The 18,525-nt window shown below is 66.9% G+C and carries 17 protein-coding genes; 7 read left to right on the top strand and 10 right to left on the bottom strand.

What is annotated here, in order from left to right; all coding sequences use genetic code 11:
* Nucleotides 1-40: 40 nt before the first annotated feature.
* The 4 genes from CBY09_RS09075 to CBY09_RS09060 form a co-directional block, all read right to left on the bottom strand.
* A complete protein-coding gene (locus tag CBY09_RS09075; RefSeq protein WP_094288701.1) occupies nucleotides 41-835 on the bottom strand; it encodes an rRNA pseudouridine synthase in 795 nt (264 codons plus the stop codon).
* A 35-nt stretch (nucleotides 836-870) separates the two neighbouring features.
* A complete protein-coding gene (locus tag CBY09_RS09070) occupies nucleotides 871-2,577 on the bottom strand; it encodes an MBL fold metallo-hydrolase (RefSeq protein WP_094288699.1) in 1,707 nt (568 codons plus the stop codon).
* 344 nt (nucleotides 2,578-2,921) lie between these two features.
* Complete coding sequence (locus tag CBY09_RS09065) at nucleotides 2,922-3,674, bottom strand: maleate cis-trans isomerase family protein (RefSeq protein WP_094288697.1); 753 nt, start codon at nucleotides 3,672-3,674, stop codon at nucleotides 2,922-2,924.
* A gap of 92 nt (nucleotides 3,675-3,766) precedes the next feature.
* A complete protein-coding gene (locus tag CBY09_RS09060; protein WP_094288695.1) occupies nucleotides 3,767-4,729 on the bottom strand; it encodes a Bug family tripartite tricarboxylate transporter substrate binding protein in 963 nt (320 codons plus the stop codon).
* 101 nt (nucleotides 4,730-4,830) lie between these two features.
* Here CBY09_RS09060 and CBY09_RS09055 point away from each other — a divergent pair, with 101 nt between their 5' ends.
* Nucleotides 4,831-5,700, top strand: coding sequence for a LysR substrate-binding domain-containing protein (locus CBY09_RS09055; protein ID WP_094288693.1), 870 nt, complete (start codon nucleotides 4,831-4,833; stop codon nucleotides 5,698-5,700).
* A gap of 7 nt (nucleotides 5,701-5,707) precedes the next feature.
* Here the strand turns inward: CBY09_RS09055 and CBY09_RS09050 are convergent, their stop codons facing one another.
* Complete coding sequence (locus CBY09_RS09050; RefSeq protein ID WP_094288691.1) at nucleotides 5,708-6,910, bottom strand: MFS transporter; 1,203 nt, start codon at nucleotides 6,908-6,910, stop codon at nucleotides 5,708-5,710.
* A 123-nt stretch (nucleotides 6,911-7,033) separates the two neighbouring features.
* On the opposite strand from CBY09_RS09050, the gene CBY09_RS09045 reads away from it, so the two are divergent.
* Nucleotides 7,034-7,918 (top strand): LysR family transcriptional regulator, encoded by an 885-nt coding sequence (locus CBY09_RS09045; protein WP_094288689.1) that lies wholly within the window; start codon nucleotides 7,034-7,036, stop codon nucleotides 7,916-7,918.
* 25 nt (nucleotides 7,919-7,943) lie between these two features.
* On the opposite strand, the gene CBY09_RS09040 is transcribed toward CBY09_RS09045, so the two are convergent.
* Both CBY09_RS09040 and CBY09_RS09035 read right to left on the bottom strand, forming a co-directional pair.
* Nucleotides 7,944-8,141 carry a hypothetical protein gene (locus CBY09_RS09040; protein WP_094288687.1) on the bottom strand — a complete coding sequence of 66 codons (198 nt, stop codon included), beginning with the start codon at nucleotides 8,139-8,141 and terminating at the stop codon, nucleotides 7,944-7,946.
* Between the two features lie 113 nt (nucleotides 8,142-8,254).
* Nucleotides 8,255-8,959, bottom strand: coding sequence for a glutathione S-transferase N-terminal domain-containing protein (locus tag CBY09_RS09035; protein WP_060985167.1), 705 nt, complete (start codon nucleotides 8,957-8,959; stop codon nucleotides 8,255-8,257).
* Nucleotides 8,960-9,053: 94 nt separating this feature from the next.
* Here CBY09_RS09035 and dapF point away from each other — a divergent pair, with 94 nt between their 5' ends.
* The 3 genes from dapF (at nucleotide 9,054) to CBY09_RS09020 (ending at nucleotide 11,727) form a co-directional block, all read left to right on the top strand.
* Nucleotides 9,054-9,935 (top strand): diaminopimelate epimerase, encoded by an 882-nt coding sequence (gene dapF, locus CBY09_RS09030; RefSeq protein WP_094288685.1) that lies wholly within the window; start codon nucleotides 9,054-9,056, stop codon nucleotides 9,933-9,935.
* The gene (locus tag CBY09_RS09025; protein ID WP_063460064.1) at nucleotides 9,932-10,624 is read left to right on the top strand and encodes a DUF484 family protein; all 693 of its coding nucleotides are present in this window, start codon (nucleotides 9,932-9,934) and stop codon (nucleotides 10,622-10,624) included. Before dapF ends, CBY09_RS09025 begins: the two co-directional genes overlap by 4 nt.
* Nucleotides 10,625-10,743: 119 nt before the next feature.
* The gene (locus CBY09_RS09020) at nucleotides 10,744-11,727 is read left to right on the top strand and encodes a tyrosine-type recombinase/integrase (RefSeq protein ID WP_094288683.1); all 984 of its coding nucleotides are present in this window, start codon (nucleotides 10,744-10,746) and stop codon (nucleotides 11,725-11,727) included.
* A 31-nt stretch (nucleotides 11,728-11,758) separates the two neighbouring features.
* Here CBY09_RS09020 and CBY09_RS09015 read toward each other — a convergent pair whose 3' ends face one another.
* The 3 genes from CBY09_RS09015 to CBY09_RS09005 form a co-directional block, all read right to left on the bottom strand.
* Entirely contained in the window at nucleotides 11,759-13,396 is a 1,638-nt protein-coding gene (locus tag CBY09_RS09015) for a methyl-accepting chemotaxis protein (RefSeq protein WP_094288681.1), read from the bottom strand.
* Between the two features lie 73 nt (nucleotides 13,397-13,469).
* Nucleotides 13,470-15,245, bottom strand: a complete 1,776-nt coding sequence (locus tag CBY09_RS09010) for a methyl-accepting chemotaxis protein (RefSeq protein ID WP_094288679.1) — start codon at nucleotides 15,243-15,245, stop codon at nucleotides 13,470-13,472.
* Between the two features lie 32 nt (nucleotides 15,246-15,277).
* Entirely contained in the window at nucleotides 15,278-15,805 is a 528-nt protein-coding gene (locus tag CBY09_RS09005) for a chemotaxis protein CheW (protein WP_094288677.1), read from the bottom strand.
* Between the two features lie 199 nt (nucleotides 15,806-16,004).
* Between CBY09_RS09005 and CBY09_RS09000 the strand changes: the two genes are divergently transcribed.
* Together CBY09_RS09000 and CBY09_RS08995 are read left to right on the top strand one after the other, a co-directional pair.
* The gene (locus CBY09_RS09000) at nucleotides 16,005-17,240 is read left to right on the top strand and encodes a class I SAM-dependent rRNA methyltransferase (protein ID WP_094288675.1); all 1,236 of its coding nucleotides are present in this window, start codon (nucleotides 16,005-16,007) and stop codon (nucleotides 17,238-17,240) included.
* Between the two features lie 126 nt (nucleotides 17,241-17,366).
* Entirely contained in the window at nucleotides 17,367-18,428 is a 1,062-nt protein-coding gene (locus CBY09_RS08995) for a CobW family GTP-binding protein (RefSeq protein ID WP_094288673.1), read from the top strand.
* Nucleotides 18,429-18,525: the final 97 nt, after the last annotated feature.

The following is an 18,525-nucleotide window of genomic DNA, read 5'->3' as shown; positions in this document are numbered from 1 at the left end:
AGGAGCGAATGCGGCGCGATGGCAAAGTCCCGGCGGCGCATCAGAACTTCTCCCACGGCTGCAGGTAGCGCCACTGCCCCTCGGGCACCTTGGCCAGTGGCACGCGGCCGATGCGGATGCGCTTGATGCCCACCACCGCCAGGCCCACGGCCTCGCACATGGCGGGGATCTGGCCGGGCCGGATGCCCTTGAGCGCAAAACGCAGCTTGGTCTCGTTTTGCCAGCTCACCTTGATGGGCGGCAGCGGGCGGCCGTTGAAGCTCAGGCCATGGCACAGGCGCTGCAGGCCGTTCTGCGCGATCTCGCCTTTCACCTCCACGATGCACTCCTGCTCCAGCACCTCGATGTCTTCGGCCAGCTTGCGCGCAATGCGCTTGTCCTGCGTGTAGACCACCAGGCCGCTGGCCTCGGTGGGCAGGGGGGTGAAGCATTCGAGCTGCTTGAAGTGGCGTTGCAGCACACGGATGCCCGAGGCGTCTTCAGGCAGGTGGGATGCCGCGCTGAGCAGTGTGAGCGCCTGTTGCGCCCCTTGGCTGCGGCTGGCGTGGGCCGCCTGCCCTGTGGCGGCGCCTGGCAGGCCCAGGCCAGCTTCAAACCCTGCGGGCTTGTGCAGCAGCAAGGTGACCGGTGTCAGCTCCAGCAGGCTGGCATCGGGTGCGACCGTTACCGCCTGATCGGGGCGCACGCGCGCGCCGGGGGCTTCCTCGATCTGGCCGTCCACGCTCACAAAGCCGCCCTCGATGAATTGCTCGGCCGTGCTGCGCGAGCAGTTCAGTTGTTCGGCCACGCGTTTGGCCAGGCGGATGTGGGTAGGGTCGGGGTGCTTGTCGGTCATTGAATCGGGGGGATTGCGGTTGGGTGTTCTTCGGTTCAGTTGTTGCCGGGGCGCTGGGAGCGGATGCGCTCGACATGCGCCAGCAGCGAGCGTTGCGCCACCGGCCACATGCGCGGCGGCACGTCGTCATAGGCGTGGCGCACCCAGTCTTCCATGCTGCCCTGCGGCAGCGCCTGCATGGCGGCCAGCACCTTGGCCTCGCGCGCCAGACGGTGGGCCTTGAGCTTGGCAATCGCGCCGCGCGCCGTGTGCACCGGTCCTCCGAGCACATAGCCGTGCGCGGGCAAGATGAACTCCACGCCGTGCGCGGCACAGACGGCATCCAGCCGGTCCAGCGAATCCAGGTAGTCGGCCATGTTGCCGTCCGGCGGATCCACCACCGTGGTGCTGCCGTTCAGGATGTGGTCGCCGCTGAAGAGCAGGCCGTCTTCCACCAGCAGCAGGCACACATGGTTGGCGGCATGGCCTGGGGTGTGGATGGCTTGCAGGGTGTGAGTGATTTTGGCCTCTCCCGCGCTACCATAAAGCCTGAGTAGCTCATCATTTTGTAGCGAACGGTCGGGCGTGAACTGGCTGGCTGCGCGTGCCGTGGGCGCCGATGGCAGGCCCAGGATGGGCGGTCGGGCTTTGCCCGCCTGCACACACAGTGCCTGCAGCGGCGCGGCGCCCGGCGAATGGTCGGGATGCGAGTGGGTGCAGACGATCATGCGGATGTCGCCACCCGCTGCGCGCCAGAGCTTGTCCAGGTGCTCGGTATCCGCCGGGCCGGGGTCGATGGCGATGAAACCCGTGGCCGGGTCGCCCACCAGGTAGCTGTTGGTGCCGGGGCCGGTCATCACGCCGGGGTTGGGGGCGGTGAGGCGCATCACATTGCGCAGCAGCGGCACCGGGCGCTCGGTCTGCCAGTCCAGCGGGTGCACGATCTGCCCATCGGGGCAGACCAGGGCCAGCTCGCCGTAGGGCATGTCGCTTTCCATATAGCGGGCTTCCTTACCTGCCAGCGTGCCCGCGCGGGGGCAGCTGGTCCACAGCGGCGCTTCGCTTTTCAGCGCATCAAACACCGCCTGCGTGGAGCCAAATCCGGCCAGCCGCTGCAGGGTGCGGATGGTCGGGAAGATCATGAAGAACTGCCCCGCCTCGTGCCGCGCGAGCGCGTCGGCCGGGCGCACCCACACGGGCTCGAACTGCTCGGCCTCGTCGGCCACGGGCTCCTGGCCCTCGGGCATGCGGGCCACCAAAAAAGGCACGTCAAAGCGGCGCGGCAGGTCGCGGTCGGTGATCCAGTGCGCGAGCAGAAACACGCCGTCTGCCGCCAGCCGCAGCCCGCGCGCCGCGCATTGCGCCACAAAGGGCTGGTGGCGGTCGATGGCGGCGATGTCCTGCGCGTCGGCCATCTGCCCCTGGCGCGTGCCACCGGCATGGCGGGCCAGCAGGATACCCAGCTCTTCAAAACTCTCGCGGATGGCGGCGATGGCCTGGGTCAGGTGCAGGTCGCTCTGAGAGGGGCGGCGGTCTGCGGCGGCGTGGGTATCGGGGGCCGCGTCCAGCGTGTCGATGCCTCCCCCGGGGAACACATAGGCGCCCGGGGCAAAGCTGGCCTTGTCGGAGCGCCGCGTCATCAGCACCTCGATCCCCCCGGCGCCGCCAGCGGCGGTGGCATCGCGCAGCAGCAGCACGGTGGCGGCAGGGCGGGTGGCGACGGGTTCGCGGAAGGGGTGAAGCTGTTGGGTGGAGCGGGGCATCGGGCGATTATCCGGCGTTGCCCCTGGGGCGTGTCATCAATCAATACCCCCACGCGAAAGCCAGCCAGGCCGTGCAGTGCTAGGCGCCCTGAGTGCCGTGTAGCTTGGCTACACAAGCGAAGGGCAAAGACGCAATGCGCGGCCTGGATGGCTTTCCCTCCGGGCTGACCCCGCAATGCGGCGTCAGCTTTGTCGCGTGGCTTGCCCATAGATGACTATGGGCTGCGCCCCGCTTCGCGCATCCATCCGCATTGCGGGGTCAGCGCGTGGGGGTATTGATTGATGACACGCCCTAGCTGCTTTCGGCTTCCGCCAAAGACGAAGCCTTTTGCTCCGCGCAGGGATCAGTAGGCGCCGGAGAGCAGTGCACCCGCGTTGGGCACCCGCGTTTCCAGCCCCAGGCGCTTGAGCATCGCCCAGGTGGTGCAGGCTGCAGCGGACACGACAGGAATGCCCAACTGGTCCTGTGCCATCTGCACGGACGCCAGCGAGGGCATCTGCACGCAGGCCGAGATCACCACCACGTCCACGCCGCGCGTGTCCAGCCGTTGCACCAGCTGGGCCGGGGCGGCGGGGTCCTGCGCGCCCACCTGCAGGTTGTCGGCAATTTCCAGCGACAGGCTGTCGTGCACGGCAATGCCCTCGTGCTCGATGTAGTCCACCACCAGCTGGGTCAGCGGCTTCATATAGGGCGTGAGCACCGACACCTTCTTCGCGCCCATGGCCTTGAGCCCTTCGATCAGCGCGCCTGCGCTGGACACCACGGGCGCGGGCTTGCCATTGGCCACGGTGACCTCGTGCAGCCGCTTTTCGGATGTGCGGTGGTAGCCCAGGCCCATGCTCATGATGGCCACGAGGCAGGCATAGCCCATCACGTCCATCTTGCCGTCCGACAGCTCCAGCGCGCAGCGGTCAGAGTCGCGGTCCATCGCGGCCAGCTCTTCCTTGGTGACCTTTTGCATGCGCATGCGGCTGGCGTGGAAGCTGAAGCGCTCTGGCAGGATCTGCTCGCGGGCGCGCAGCATGGCCGGGATCTCGGTCTCCATGGTGGTGTTGGAGCTGGGCACGATCTGCCCGATGCGGTAAGTGCGTTGCATGGTGGTCTTTCAGAGGTCAATGGGCAAAGCGCTGCCCGCCCGGCGCGCAGAGCGCCGGGAAAGGGAGTGCGCAGGGGATGTTTGCGGGCCGGTCAGTCGGCCTTGATGCCGGCGGCCTTGATGGTCTTGGCCCAGTAGGCGGTTTCGGTCTTCACCAGCTCACCCAGCGCGTCGGGCGGCAGGTAGCGCAGTTCGATGCCCGCCGCGTCGGCGCGCTGGCGTGTCTCGGGCATGTCCAGCGCCTTCTTCACATCGGCTGTGAGCTTGGCCACCACGGCGGGTGGCGTGGCGGCCGGGGCGAACAGGCCCACCCAGGCTTCGAGCTTGAAGTCGGGCATTCCGGCCTCGGCCACGGTGGGCACGTTAGGAAGACCGGGGTGGCGCTTGGTGCCGGTCACGGCAAAGGCCTTGAGCTTGCCGTTCAGCACATGCTGCATGACCGACGGTGGCGTGGTGATGAACACCTGCACCTGGCCTGCCAGCACATCGGCCACCGCTGGGCCCGAGCCACGGTAGGGGATGTGGGTCATGAAGGTGCCGCTTTGCTGCTTGAAGATCTCGGTGCCGATGTGCGACAGCGAGCCGTTGCCCTGCGAGGCGTAGTTCACCTTGCCCGGGTTGGCCTTGAGGTACGCGATGAATTCCTTGAGGTTGTTGGCTGGCACCGAGGGGTGAGCGGCAATCACGTTGGTGGCCACGGTGAGCAGCGCGATGGGGGCGAAGTCCTTGGCCTCCCAGGGCAGACTGGGGGTGAGCGCCGGGTTGCCCACGTGGTAGGCCGAGTACGAGATCAGCAGGTTGTAGCCATCGGCCTTGGCGCGGGCCACGGCGCCATAGGCCACGTTGCCGCTGCCGCCTGCCTTGTTGTCGATCACCACGGGCTGGCCGATCACACGGGCCAGCGGCTCGTTGAGCAGGCGGGCCGAGGTGTCCACCACACCGCCGGGCGGGTTGGGCACGGTGAGCGTGATGGCTTTGCTGGGGTAGTTGTCTTGCGCCATGGCCAGGCTGGAAAGAGCGAGCGTGGCTGCCATCAGGCTGTGTGAAATCTTCATGGGTGTCTCCGCCGGGTTGTTGTGGTCTGGGCGTATTGTCGAAACGGCGGGGCTTACAGTCCAATATATTGTTGGTCTTGATCTAGATCGGAAAAGTATCAATGGAACTGCGCCACCTGCGTTACTTCGTCGCCCTGGCGGAAGAGCTGAGCTTCACACGTGCCGCGCAGCGCCTGCATGTCTCGCAGCCGCCGCTGAGCCTGCAGATCGCCCAGCTGGAACAAGAACTGGGCGCCCAGCTCTTCGTGCGCACCAGCCGGCGCGTGGAGCTGACGCTGGCAGGCCAGGCCTATCTGGTGGATGCACGCGCGGTGCTGGAGCGGCTGGACACGGCGCGCCAGCGTGTGGCGGCCATCGGCCAGGGGCAGGCCGGGCGCATTGAGGTGGGGCTGTCGGGCTCACATTTCCTCGGGCAGTTTCCGGCGGCGCTGGCGCGCTACCGGCAAAGCCACCCGGGCGTGGACGTGGTGCTGCACGAGATGCAGCCCTCGCTGCAGCAGGCGGCACTGCGCGACAAGCGCATCGATGTGGGCATCTCGCGCACGGCAGTGAATGACGACCAGCTCGCCAGCACCCTGCTGTGGCCCGACCCTGTGGTCGCGGCCCTGCCGCCCGGCCACCCGCTGGCAGCGCGCAAGGCGCTGGCTTTGAAGGATCTGCGCAGCGAGCCCTTCGTGATGCTGCGCCGTGATTCATCGGCCCATGCCGAGCACATGGTGCAGTGCTGCGTACAGGCGGGCTTCGCGCCCCGCGTGGCGCAGACCACGGTGGAGCTGGCGGCCGTGCTGAGCCTGGTGGCGGCTGGGCTGGGCGTGGCCCTGGTGCCGTCGTCCCTGGGCATGCTGTTCGGGCCGCGCGTGGTGTTCAAGCCCCTGGGCGCCAAGGCACCGCGCGCCGATGTGCATGCGGTGCAACGGCGCGACGATCTGCTGGGCGTGGTGCCTGCCTTTGTGCGGGTGATGGCGGGCTGAAGGGGGCTCAGTGCCCCGCAGGCACCACACCAGCGGCACGCACGGGGATGCCGCTGCGCCGGTCCAGCACACCGCTCCAGTGCGTGAGGGCCAGCGACACCAGCACCACCAGCGCACCGATCCACGGCGTGTGCTGCAGGCCCCAGTGCGTCACGATCAGGCCCCCGGCCCAGGCGGCGCCCGCAATGCCCAGGTTGAAGGCGGCAATGTTCAGGCCCGAGGCCACGTCCACCGCTTGCGGCGTGAAGCGCTCGGCCTGCTTGACCACATACACCTGCAGCCCCGGCACATTGCCGAATGCCACGGCGCCCCACAGCAGCACGGTGCCCACGGCCAGCCAGGGGTGGGGCGCGGTGAACTGCAGCAGCAGCAACACGGCCGCCAGCAGCGCAAAGATGATGCGCAGCGCCGGGATGGGGCCCAGCCGGTCGGCCAGCTTGCCGCCCCACAGGTTGCCCACAGCCACCGATGCGCCATACACCAGCATCACCCAGCCCACTGCACTGGCACTGAAGCCCGAGATGTCGGTGAGGATGGGGGCGAGAAAGGTGAAGGGGATGAAGGTGCCGCCGTAGCCGATGGCCGTCTTGGCATATACCAGCAGCAGGCGCGGCTCGGCCAGCACCTTGGCCTGCTGCAGCAGCGAGGCGGGTGGTGTGTGGGCCAGATGGCGCGGCACAAAAAGGGCGCTGCCGATGAACGACACTACGCCCAGCGCCGCCACGGCCAGGAAGGTCTCGCGCCAGCCGAAATGCTGGCCGATGAAAGTGCCCAGTGGCACGCCCGTGACCAGGGCCACCGTGAGGCCGGTGAACATGATGGCAATCGCGCTCGCGGCCTTCTCGCGCGGCACCAGGCCGGTGGCGATGGTGGAGCCGATCGAGAAGAACACGCCATGTGCCAGCCCGGTCAGGATGCGCGCGGCCACCAGCGTCTCATAGCTGGGGGCCTGCCAGGCCAGCAGGTTGCCGGCGGTGAACAAGGCCATCAGCGCCAACAGCAGCGCCTTGCGCGGCAGCTTGCCGGTGAGTGCGGTGAGTACCGGGGCGCCGACGGCCACCCCCAGGGCATACAGGCTGACCAGCAGGCCCGCCGAGGGGATGCTGATGGAAAGGTCTGCCGCCACGGTGGGCAGCAGGCCAACGATCACGAACTCGGTCGTGCCGATGGCAAAAGCGCTGAGCGTCAGCGCGAGCAAGGCAATGGGCATGGGAACACTCCAGTTTTCAGGCTTTCGGGCTCTGGAGTGTGGGCGTTTGGGTCTTGCAGAAAAAGATCGTTAAGTGCCATTGATAATTGATTTGAAATCAACAATCAGGCGCCAGGAGCTCCCATGAAAACCACGTTGGAAGAACTGCAGGCCTTTGTGGCGGTGGTGGACGGCGGTTCGATCACGGCCGCAGCCGACACGCTGGGCCAGACCGTCTCGGGCATCAGCCGGGCACTGGCGCGGCTGGAGAAAAAGCTGGACACCACGCTGCTGCGCCGCACCACGCGCCGCACCGAGCTGACGGAGGAGGGCCAGGCCTTTTTGCAGCGCACGCGCGCCATCCTGGCCTCCATCGACGACGCCGAGGAACACATGGCTGCGCGGCGCCAGCAGCCCGCCGGCCGCCTGCGGGTGAATGCGGCCACGCCGTTCATGCTCCATGCCGTGGTGCCCCTGGTGCCAGCGTTTCGCAAGGCCTATCCGCAGATCACGCTGCAGCTGGACACGGACGAGACATACATCGACCTGCTGGAGCGGCGCACGGACGTGGCCATTCGCATCGGGCAGCTTCCCGACTCCACCCTGCACGCGCGCCCCCTGTGCACCAGCCGCCTGCGGGTGCTGGCCAGCCCTGACTACCTGGCGCGGACGGGCAGGCCCAAGAGCGAGGCGGACCTGGCACGGCACACGCTGTTGGGCTTCAACCAGCCCGAGTCGCTCAACCACTGGCCGCTGCGGGGCGCGCATGGTGATGCCTGGCCCATCGTACCCAGCCTCACAGCATCGAGCGGCGAGACACTGCGCCAGCTCGCGCTGCAAGGGGTGGGCATCGTGTGCCTGTCGGACTTCATGACGGCCGCTGACCGTGCGCGCGGCGATCTGGTGCAGGTGCTGGCCAAGGACACGGTGGAGGTGCGCCAGCCCATCAGCGCGGTGTATTACCGCAACACGCAGCTGGCGGCACGCATCGCGTGTTTTCTGGATTTCTTGCAGGAGCGTCTGGGCTGAGCAGGCCTGCCTTGCAGGCCTGCCGTCAGCGCAACGCGCGCAGTTGCTGCAGGCGCTGCAGCACGGCGTCGATGACGGCGTTGGCGCCATCGACCTCGCAGCTCCACATCATCTCCAGCAACTCGATCAGCGCGATGGCATTGCTTTCCTGCAGCGCTGCGCGGGCGGCAGCCTGCAGGTCGTGCAGGTCCAGATCCTGAAGAACATCAACGGTCAATCCCATGGGGTGCTCCCTGTTTTTTTGAGGAGGCCCATGGTAGGTGCGTGGCGCCCGGGTGCCGGGCTGCGCGGCATGATCAAGATCAAGGGCGGATGAGAAACCCGGCGCCCTAGCCGTCAGCCGCGTGCCGGAATCGCCAGCCCCCGGGCCACCGCCGGACGCGCCACGAAGGCGGCGAGCACGCGCTGCACCTCCTTGAACTGGTCAAACTCCACCAGGTCGCCCGCGCCGTAAAAGCCCACCAGGTTGCGCACCCAGGGCAGGATGGCGATGTCGGCGATGGTGTACTGGTCGCCCATCACCCAGTGGCGGCCCGCGAGGCGCTCGTCCAGCACCTTGAGCAGGCGTTTCGATTCAGCGACATACCGGTCGCGTGGGCGCTTGTCTTCGTAGTCCTTGCCTGCAAACTTGTGGAAGAACCCGAGCTGGCCAAACATGGGGCCCACACCGCCCATCTGCCACATCACCCACTGCAGGGTTTCGTAGCGCCCGGCGGTGTCCTGCGGCAGCAGCTGGCCGGTCTTGCTGGCCAGGTACACCAGGATGGCACCGGATTCGAACAGCGCCAGCGGCTGGCCGTCCGGGCCGTTCGGGTCCAGGATGGCCGGGATCTTGTTGTTGGGGTTGAGCGAAAGAAATTCGGGCGTGGTCTGGTCGTTGGTCTCAAAGCTCACCAGGTGGGGCTCGTACGGCAGGCCCAGTTCTTCCAGCGCTATGGACACCTTCACGCCGTTGGGCGTGGGCAGGGAATACAGCTGGATGCGGTCCGGGTGCCGAGCGGGCCACTTGCGGGTGATGGCAAAAGCGGAAAGATCGGTCATGCGAGGTTCCTGAAAAGCCGGTGGAATCGAGAGAAGCTGCCAAGCGTACGCCCGCGCGCGGTTTGGCGCAGGGGCGGGGCCATAATCCCGTCCCATGCAGATTCGCTTTACCAAAATGCAAGGCGCGGGCAACGATTTCGTGGTGCTCGACGAAACCCAGGGCCGTCTGGGGCTGTCTGCGGCGCAGTACCGCTTCCTGGCCGACCGCCACTTTGGCGTGGGTGCCGACCAGATACTCACCGTACGTCCCTCCCCGGCAGAGGGCATTGATTTCGAATACGTGATCCACAACGCCGATGGCGGCGAGGTGGAGCAGTGCGGCAACGGCGCGCGCTGCTTTGCGCGCTTTGTGCATGACAAGGGCCTCACCGGCAAGGACCAGATCCGGGTGCAGACCCAAAGCGGCGTGATCGCCCCGCGTCTTACGGCCGATGGCCGTGTCACCGTGGACATGGGCCGCCCCGAGTTCGACCCTGCCAAGGTGCCCTTTGATACGTCCGGCCTGGTGCCCGTGGCGCAAGGTTTGGGGCAAAAATGGCCGTTGCCGCCTGATGGTAAAGCGCTTTCAGCTATCGTTTTGGTAGCGGTTGTGTCCATGGGCAACCCCCATGCCGTGCAGCTGGTGGACAACGTGGACACTGCGCCCGTGCAGGAAACCGGCCCCCTCATCGAAAGCCACCCGCGCTTTCCGCAGCGGGTGAATGTGGGTTATCTGCAGATCGTGGACCGTGCCCATGTGCGGCTGCGCGTGTTCGAGCGTGGCGTGGGCGAGACCCTGGCCTGTGGCACCGGCGCCTGCGCGGCGGTGGCGGCGGGCATCCGCCTGGGCCTGCTCGACCCCGAGGTGCAGGTGGACACGCGCGGCGGCCGCCTCACCATTGCCTGGAGCGGCCAGGCGGCCGATTCCGTTTTCATGACCGGCCCCGCCACCACGGTGTTCGAAGGCCAGATCGACATTCCTGACACCCTCGTATGACGACCTCCCACATCCCACCGATCACCGAAGACGACATCGCCCAGTTTTTGACCAACACCCCCGGCTTCTTCGAGCGGCATGCCGAGGTGCTGGCCAGCGTGCAGATCACCAGCCCCCACGGCGCGCGCGCCGTGAGCCTGCAGGAGCGCCAGGCCGAGATGCTGCGCGAGAAGATCAAGGGCCTGGAGCAGCGCATCATGGAGATGGTGCGCAACAGCAACGAAAACGCGGCCATTGCCCACAAGGTGCACCAGTGGACCAGCAGCCTGCTGGAGGTGCGCGACCCGTTCGACCTGCCGCAGGCGGTGGTCGATGGCGTGCGCACCCTGTTCGACGTGCCCCAGGCGGCCGTGCGGGTGTGGGAAGTGGCTGCGCCGTACATCGACGCCGACTTCACCCAGGGCGCGAGCGAAGATGCGCGGGCGTTCGCCTCGTCGCTGACCATGCCGTTCTGCGGCCCCAACCTGGGCTTTGAGCCCGCAGGCTGGCTGGCGCAGGAAAGCGGCGAGCCCGCCCAGTCGCTGGCGCTGCTGCCGCTGCGCGCGGGCGCCATCGATAGCGCCACGCCTGCGTTTGGCCTGCTGGTGCTGGGCTCGCACGACCCGCAGCGCTTTGACGCCACCATGGGCACCGACTTCCTGTCGCGCATGGCCGAGCTGGCCAGCGCTGCGCTGCTGCGCCTGAAATGATGCCCCCCTGTGCGGCTGCGCCGCTTCCCCCTTGCGGGGGGTCGCCACCCCGGGCCCGGCGAAGCCGGTTCCACGGTGGCGCTGGCCTGGGGGCGCGCCCGTTGCGGGGGTAGTGCTCCATGCCCGACGCGCCGCCCACGCAGATCCCCGCAGACCCGCACGTCCTGCGCTACCTGGAGCATGTGCGCGTTGAAAAGCGGCTGGCCGCGCGCACCCTCACGCTCTACACCCTGGACCTGGAAAGGTTGGTGCAACTGGCGGCGGCGGTGAATGTGCCGCTGCTGCAGCTCACGAGCGCCCACATCCGCCGCTTTGTGGCGCAGATGCACAGCGCGGGGCGCAGTGGGCGGGGCATTGCGCTCATCCTCTCGGGCTGGCGGGGGTTCTTCACCTGGGCCGGGCGGCAGGGGCTGATCCCGCACAACCCCGTGCAGGACGTGCGCGCCCCCAAGGCGCCCAAACCCCTGCCCAAGGCCCTGGGAGTGGACGACGCCGTGCGGCTGGCCGAGTTTGACAACACCGGCGCCGACCCCTGGCTGGAGGCGCGCGATGCCGCCATGGTCGAGCTGCTGTATGGCTGTGGCCTGCGCGTGGGCGAGCTGGCCGGGCTGGATGCCGTTGCCAACGCCGACACCCATCGCCTGGGGCGCGGCTGGGTGGATCTGCAGGCGGGCGAGGCCCATGTGTTTGGCAAGGGCAGCAAGCGCCGCAGCGTGCCGGTGGGCGCCGCCGCCACGGCCGCGCTGCAGGCCTGGCTGGCCATCCGCGCCACGCCGTTTGGCGGTGAGGGCGCGGCGCGGCTCGATGCCGCGCTGTTTGTGGGCCAGCGCGGCGCGCGGCTCACGGCGCAGGCCATCTGGCTGCGCCTGCGCCAGCGCAGCCAGCAGGCCGGGCTGACCACGCCGGTGCACCCGCACATGCTGCGCCATTCATTCGCCAGCCACCTGCTTCAAAGCAGCGGCGACTTGCGTGCGGTGCAGGAGCTGCTGGGCCACGCCAACATCACCACCACGCAGGTCTATACACGGCTCGACTTTCAGCACCTGGCCAAGGTGTACGACGCGGCCCATCCCCGCGCTCGCCGGAAAAAGCCAGGCGGCTAAAGGCCGCCGCGGCCGGACACGCCGGGGCGCGTCAGGCCGCAGCGATGCCCGCCGGGCCGTGGCCCAGCAGGTTGCGGCGCGAAGGCTGGTGGGGCAGGGCGGCGCGGTGTTCATACACCTCGGGCAGCTTGAAGGTGGCCACGGTGTCCACCAGTTCCCCGGCCTGGTGGTTCAGGCTGGCGGCGGCAGCGGCCATCTCCTCGACCAGGGCGGCGTTCTGCTGGGTGGCCTGGTCCATCTGGGTGACGGCTTCGCTGATCTGGTCCATGCCCTCGCTCTGCTCGGTGCTGGCGGCGCTGATCTCGCCCATGATGTCGGTCACGCGGCGGATGGAGGCGACCACTTCGTTCATGGTCTGCCCGGCGCGGTCCACCAGGGCGGTGCCTGCTTCCACGCGCTCCACGCTGTTGCCGATCAGGCCCTTGATTTCCCGCGAGGCCTCGGCCGAGCGGCTGGCGAGCACCCGCACCTCGGTGGCCACCACGGCAAAGCCCCGGCCTTGCTCACCGGCGCGGGCGGCTTCCACGGCCGCGTTGAGCGCCAGGATGTTGGTCTGGAAGGCGATGGAGTCGATCACGCCGATGATCTCGGTGATCTTGCTGCTGCTGTCGTTGATGTCCTTCATGGTGCGCACCACGTCAGCCACCACGGCGCCACCTTGCATGGCAATGGTGGTGGCACTGTGTGCGAGCTGGTTGGCCTGGCGAGAGCTGTCGGCGTTCTGCCGCACGGTGGCATTGAGCTGTTCCATCGACGCAGCGGTTTCCTCCAGCGCGCTGGCCTGCTCCTCGGTGCGGGACGACAGGCTGTTGTTGCCCTGGGCAATCTGCTCGGACGCGCTGGCCACGTTGACCGAACTCTGGTGCACCATGGCCACCATCGCCACCAGGCTGTCCTGCATGCGCTTGAGCTGGGCCATCAGGCTGGTGGTGTCACCGGGCTTGAGGTGGATCGCCACCGTGAGGTCGCCATGGGCCACGCTGCGCGCCAACTCGGCGGCCGTGCCGGGCTCGGTGCCCAGCTCGCCCACGATGCTGCGCGCCACCAGGGTGCCAAAACCCAGGGCAAACAGCACACCGCCTGCAATCGCCAGGACCACAAACAGCCGGGTATTGGCGTACGACACCACGGCCTGGTCGTATTCCTTGCGGGCCGTGTCCAGCTGCACCTGTACCAGCGCGCCCAGCACGTCCTGCAAGGGGTCGAGCGCGGGGTACATCTCTTTGGCGGCATAAGCGGTGAGGCCGGGCAGGTCCTTGCGGCCAATCAGTTCTTCCAGGGTGCGCACGGCACCGTCGGCCTGGGGCTGCAGCGTCTTGAACTGCGCGGTCAGACGCACCTCGTCGGCCACCAGCTCGGTGGCCAGGTAGGCGCTCCAGTTGTCGCTGATCTCTTTTTTGGCCTTGGCGATGGAGTCCAGCCCCTGCTGGGGCGTGAAAGCGCCGTCCCGCACCTTGTGGGCCGTGTCCACCACGTTCACGGCGTAAGCGTCGGACACCAACTTGATCTGCTTGAGAGGCACCACCCGGTCCTGGTACACGGTGTTCAAGCCCGCGTTGGCGCGTTGCATGCCCGCCAGGCCCACGCTGCCGATCACGGTGGTGAGCAGGCACAGCGCTGCGAGCAGCAGCGACAGGCGGGTAGAAATTTTCAGCTGCTTGAAGTTCATGGTGAACGCCCTCCTTGGTAAAAAGACCGCTGTCCCCACTGTGGACCGGGGGCCATGTCGCGCTTGTGACGCGTCAGAAGCTTTCCCAGTTTGCGTCGCCCCCGCTTGCAGTTGCCAGCGCAACGGCTGCGGGCTTCAGGGCGGTGGTGGTACGGGGCCGGTGGCCCAGGGTGGGGCGTGGGGTGTCGTGCTTGCCCACCATCGGACGGGCCGCGGCGCGCGGCTGCGCGGCCTGCGGGGTGTGCTGAGTGTGGGCCAGAGCTTTTGTCCGGGAGGGCGGTGGCAGGGCCGTGGTTTCGTCCTGGGCTGAAAGGCGGAAGGTGGCCACCGTGTTCACCAGATCCGTGGCCTGGTGGTTGAGGCTGGCTGCGGCAGCGGCCATTTCCTCGACCAGGGCGGCGTTCTGCTGGGTGGCCTGGTCCATCTGTGTGACGGCCTCGTTGATCTGGTCCACGCCCTGGCTCTGCTCGGTGCTGGCAGCGCTGATCTCGCCCATGATGTCGGTCACGCGGCGGATGGAGGCGACCACTTCGCTCATGGTCTGCCCGGCGCGGTCCACCAGGGCGGTGCCTGCTTCCACGCGCTCCACGCTGGTGCCGATCAGGCTCTTGATTTCGCGCGAGGCCTCGGCCGACCGGCTGGCGAGTACGCGCACCTCGGTGGCCACCACCGCGAAGCCCCGGCCTTGTTCACCGGCGCGGGCGGCTTCCACCGCGGCGTTGAGCGCCAGGATGTTGGTCTGGAAAGCGATGGAGTCGATCACGCCCACGATGTCCGCAATCTGGCGGCTGCTTTCATTGATGTCTTTCATCGTGTGGACCACCTCGGCCACCACGCTGCCGCCCTGTGCGGCCACTTCGCTGGCGCTGCGCGCCATGGCGTCGGCCCGCTGTGCGTTGTCGGCGTTGTTGCGCACGGCGGTGTTGAGTTGCTCCATGGACGCGGCGGTTTCCTGCAGCGCACTGGCCTGCTGCTCGGTGCGGGCCGAAAGGTCGTTGTTGCCTTGGGCAATTTCGGCCGATGCGTTGGAGACGCTGTCACTGTTGTGCCGCACCTGGCCCACCAGATGCACCAGCGATTGCTGCATCTCCAGCAGGGACTTGAGCAGCTGTGCGGTTTCGTTGGTGCCCCGGTAGGTGATGGGCAGGCTCAGGTCTCCGGCGGCCACGGCGCGCGCGGCATCCACGGCGCGGCGCAGGGGCTCGGTGGTGGAGCGGACGATGCGCAGGCCAATCACGGCGCCCGCGATCAGGGACAGCCCCGTAAGCGACAGCACAAACACATTCATGGTGGACACAGCGGCCACCGCCTCGGCCTGGGCGTTCTTGGCCAGCGACTCCTGGTAGGCGATCAGCCTGTCCAGCGCCTCAAAGTAGGTGGCGCGTGGCGCCGCCATGGCACCTGTGAGGATGGTCCGGGCCTCGTCCAGCTGACCCGCGTTGGCCAGTTCGGAGTAGCGTTGCAGTTGCGCTGCATAGTCGCTGCGCGCACGCTGGGTCTCGGCCAGCGCGGCCTTGCCTTCGGGCGAAGTGATCTGCTGGCCCAGGGTATCGAGGAGCTGTGTGATCTCTTGCCGCTTGCTGTTGACCAGGGCCTGGTGGCGCTGCAGGTTTTCGGGACGGGTATCCAGCAGCATCTGCGTGAGGGCCAGTTCCACAGCCGTCACGTCTTCCTTGGCCACGTGCAGGTTCAGCACCTTGGGGAAGCGATCGTCGATGATGGAGTGGAAGGCGTTGTCCGCGCGGTGGGCCAGCCCCATGGACAGCGTGCCCATGATGCCAATGAGCAGGCCCATCAGGCCGAAGCCCAGTGTGAGCCGGGTAGAAATCTTCAGGTCGTTGAAGTTCATGGTGTGCAGTTCCTTGTAGGTTGTGCTGCAGCTCAGTGGCAGGCAGCAGGTGTACCACTCGCCACAGAATTGGCAAGAAATTTTTCGATATCGAGCAGGATCAACATGCGCTGGCCGACCGAGCCAATGGCCAGCAGATGTTCGGGGGCGATGTCGCCACGCAGGGCGGGCATGGGGCGCATCTGTTCACGCTCCAGCGTGAGCACGTCAGAGACGCCGTCCACCACCGCGCCCACCATGCGCTGGCCGATGTTCAGCACGATCACGACCTTGAGGGGGTCGTATTGCACGGCGGTTTGCCCCAGCTTCAGGCGCAGGTCGATGATGGGAACGATCACGCCGCGCAGGTTCATCACGCCCTGGAGTTCGCCTGTGGCATTGGCGATGGTGGTGGGCTTTTCGTACGAACGGATCTCCTGCACGCGCAGGATGTCCACCCCGTATTCCTCGTTCCCGATCTTGAACGCCAGGAACTCGCGGAGGTCGGTCATCGTGGCCTGGGCGGTGCCGGGCGCAGGTGCCAGTCGGGTGGCGGGAATTTGGGTGTGGGTCGCAGGCATGGTTTTGATAAAAATGATAATTTCAGCAATTCTAAGTATGGGCAATCATTTTTGTCAAATAAGGAGGTGAAAATTGATAAATTCAGGAGGCGCAGCGCACTGCCAGCTGTTGCAGGGCTTGGTGGGCTTGGGAGGCTGCATCGCTGTTTTTGCGCGGCCCAGCGGGTGAGGCGGGCTCCCAACCCGCACAATCCGGGGCATGAAAACCCTTCGCCTTCGCCCTGGCAAAGAGCGCTCGCTCTTGCGCCGTCACCCCTGGATCTTTGAATCGGCCATCGCCAAAGGCGGCGGCGACAGCGGCGAGACCGTGCGTGTGGAGTCGCACGAGGGCCAGTTCCTGGCCTGGGCGGCTTTCAGCCCCAGCTCGCGCATCCGCGCGCGGGTGTGGAGCTTTGACGAGGCGCAGCGCATCGATGCTCCGTATTTCATAGCTGCTTGTGCACGCTCCATCATCGCCAGAGCCCGTTTTGATGTTCAAAGCGACGGCGTGCGCCTGGTGCACGGCGAGTCCGACGGCCTGCCCGGGCTCATCGTGGACCGCTATGGCGACACGCTGGTGGCGCAGTTCACCAGTGCGGGCACCGAGCGCTGGAAAGGCGTGATTGCCGATGCGCTGCTGCGCGAGACGGGTCTGACCAAGTTGTACGAGCGCTCGGACGCGAGCGTGCGTGCGCTGGAGGGCCTCCAGCCCGCCACCGGCTGGCTGCGCGGCGGGCCCACGGGGGCGTTGGGCGACGGCGAAGGGCCGCCGCTGGAGCTCACCATCCAGGAACACCAGTGGCGCCTGACCCTCAACATCGCCGAGGGCCACAAGACCGGCTTCTACCTGGACCAGCGCGACAGCCGCAAGCGGTTTGCCGATTACGCGCAGCGCCTGGGCTTCAAGCATGTGCTCAACTGCTTCTGCTACACCGGCGGCTTCAGCGTGGCGGCGCTGGCGGGCATGCGCGCGGCAGGCACCGTGGCCGACGGGCATGTGACCTCCATCGACTCTTCGGGCCCGGCCCTGGAGCGCGCCCGCGCCCATGTGGCGCTCAATGGGTTCGATCCGAACCGGGCCACCTTCCTCGATGCCGACGTGAACGCCTCGCTGCGCCAGTTCCTCAAGGAAGGCCAGCGGTTCGACGCCATCATCCTGGATCCGCCGAAGTTTGCGCCGACTGCGGCCCACGCCGACCGTGCGGCACGGGCTTACAAGGACATCAACCGCCTGGCACTGCAGCTGCTGTCGCCCGGCGGCGTGCTGTTCACCTTCTCCTGCTCAGGCGGCATCAGCGCCGACCTGTTCCACAAGATCGTGGCCTCGGCCGGGGCCGATGCGGGCGTGGACGGCTTCATTCTGGAGCGCCTGGGCGGCGCGCCCGACCACCCGATGACGCTGGAGTTCCCGGAAGGGGAGTACCTCAAGGGCCTGGTCGTGATGCGCAAAGGGTGAACCCGGCAACGCCCGGCAGGGGCTTGACAGCCTCGGTACACTGAAAAAACGTCCCCAGTGCGGGGCCCTGCAGCCTGCGGCACCGGGCTGCAGCGCAAGTATTTGACCCCCTTGAAAGACAGATTTATGGCACTGATCCCCGTCACCATCCTCACCGGCTTCCTGGGCTCGGGCAAAACGACGCTGCTCAAGCGTCTCTTGAGCGAAGCCCATGGCCAGAAGATTGCCGTGATCGAGAATGAATTCGGTGAAGAAAACATCGACAACGACATCCTCGTGACCGAGTCCAAGGAGCAGATCGTGCAGATGAGCAACGGCTGCATCTGCTGCACCATCCGCGAAGACCTGCGCGAAACCCTGCAGCTGCTGGCCGCCAAGAGGCGCAAGAACCTGCTGGAGTTCGACCGCATCGTGATCGAGACCACGGGCGTGGCCGACCCGGGCCCCGTGGCGCAGACCTTCTTCATGGACGAAGAAATCGCCGAGACCTACCTCATTGACTCCATCATCACCCTGGTGGACGCCAAGCATGCGCCCCAGCAGCTCAATGACCGCCAGGAAGCGCGCCGCCAGGTGGGCTTCGCGGACCAGATCTTCCTGTCCAAGACCGACCTGGTCAGCGCCGAGGAAACCGATGCGCTGATCCACCGCCTGAAGCACATGAACCCGCGCGCGCCTATCAAAGCCGTGCATTTTGGCGAAGTGCCGCTCAAGGAGGTGCTGGATCTGCGCGGCTTCAACCTCAATGCCAAGCTGGACATCGACCCGGACTTCCTCAAGGAAGAAGAGCACGGCCATGACCACCATGATCACGACCACGAACATGGCGAGCACTGCAACCACCCCTCGCACCAGCACGACCATGGGCATGGCCACCACCATCACCATGACGACGATGTGAAGAGTTTTGTGTACCGCTCGGAGCGCCCCTTCGACCCGGCCAAGCTCGAAGACTTTCTCGGGGCGATTGTCAACATTTATGGCCCGCGCATGCTGCGCTACAAAGGCGTGCTTAATATGAAGGGCACCGAGCGCAAGGTGATCTTCCAGGGTGTGCACCAGCTCATGGGCAGTGACCTGGGCCCCCAGTGGGCGGAGGGCGAGCCACGGGTGAGCAAGATGGTCTTCATTGGCATCGACCTGCCCAAGGACATCTTCCTGCAGGGGCTGGAGCAGAGCCTGGTCTGACCCCCTTCGCCGGTGTCGGGGCGTCGATTCGGCCCGATCTGTGTTGTATCCGCAACGTTTCTGTTTGCGTCAGCCCAGGTCGATACAATCGCGCCCC

It is taken from the genome of Acidovorax kalamii (assembly GCF_002245625.1).
GTDB classification, from domain to species: Bacteria; Pseudomonadota; Gammaproteobacteria; order Burkholderiales; family Burkholderiaceae_C; genus Acidovorax; species Acidovorax kalamii.
The sequence above is the reverse complement of the archived record's forward strand: the minus strand, read 5'-3'. Positions and strand labels throughout refer to the sequence as shown.

Bases quoted from the DNA above. Each gene is read 5' to 3' on its own strand.
- CBY09_RS09035 (WP_060985167.1), bottom strand. From the start codon at position 8,959: ATGACCGATCTTTCCGCTTTTGCCATCACCCGCAAGTGGCCCGCTCGG.
- CBY09_RS09050 (WP_094288691.1), bottom strand. From the start codon at position 6,910: ATGCCCATTGCCTTGCTCGCGCTGACGCTCAGCGCTTTTGCCATCGGC.
- CBY09_RS09010 (WP_094288679.1), bottom strand. From the start codon at position 15,245: ATGAACTTCAACGACCTGAAGATTTCTACCCGGCTCACACTGGGCTTC.
- CBY09_RS09040 (WP_094288687.1), bottom strand. From the start codon at position 8,141: ATGGGATTGACCGTTGATGTTCTTCAGGATCTGGACCTGCACGACCTG.
- CBY09_RS09055 (WP_094288693.1), top strand. From the start codon at position 4,831: ATGGAACTGCGCCACCTGCGTTACTTCGTCGCCCTGGCGGAAGAGCTG.
- dapF (WP_094288685.1), top strand. From the start codon at position 9,054: ATGCAGATTCGCTTTACCAAAATGCAAGGCGCGGGCAACGATTTCGTG.
- CBY09_RS09065 (WP_094288697.1), bottom strand. From the start codon at position 3,674: ATGCAACGCACTTACCGCATCGGGCAGATCGTGCCCAGCTCCAACACC.
- CBY09_RS09070 (WP_094288699.1), bottom strand. From the start codon at position 2,577: ATGCCCCGCTCCACCCAACAGCTTCACCCCTTCCGCGAACCCGTCGCC.
- CBY09_RS09005 (WP_094288677.1), bottom strand. From the start codon at position 15,805: ATGCCTGCGACCCACACCCAAATTCCCGCCACCCGACTGGCACCTGCG.
- CBY09_RS09075 (WP_094288701.1), bottom strand. From the start codon at position 835: ATGACCGACAAGCACCCCGACCCTACCCACATCCGCCTGGCCAAACGC.
- CBY09_RS09045 (WP_094288689.1), top strand. From the start codon at position 7,034: ATGAAAACCACGTTGGAAGAACTGCAGGCCTTTGTGGCGGTGGTGGAC.
- CBY09_RS09015 (WP_094288681.1), bottom strand. From the start codon at position 13,396: ATGAACTTCAAGCAGCTGAAAATTTCTACCCGCCTGTCGCTGCTGCTC.
- CBY09_RS09025 (WP_063460064.1), top strand. From the start codon at position 9,932: ATGACGACCTCCCACATCCCACCGATCACCGAAGACGACATCGCCCAG.
- CBY09_RS09060 (WP_094288695.1), bottom strand. From the start codon at position 4,729: ATGAAGATTTCACACAGCCTGATGGCAGCCACGCTCGCTCTTTCCAGC.
- CBY09_RS08995 (WP_094288673.1), top strand. From the start codon at position 17,367: ATGGCACTGATCCCCGTCACCATCCTCACCGGCTTCCTGGGCTCGGGC.
- CBY09_RS09000 (WP_094288675.1), top strand. From the start codon at position 16,005: ATGAAAACCCTTCGCCTTCGCCCTGGCAAAGAGCGCTCGCTCTTGCGC.
- CBY09_RS09020 (WP_094288683.1), top strand. From the start codon at position 10,744: ATGCCCGACGCGCCGCCCACGCAGATCCCCGCAGACCCGCACGTCCTG.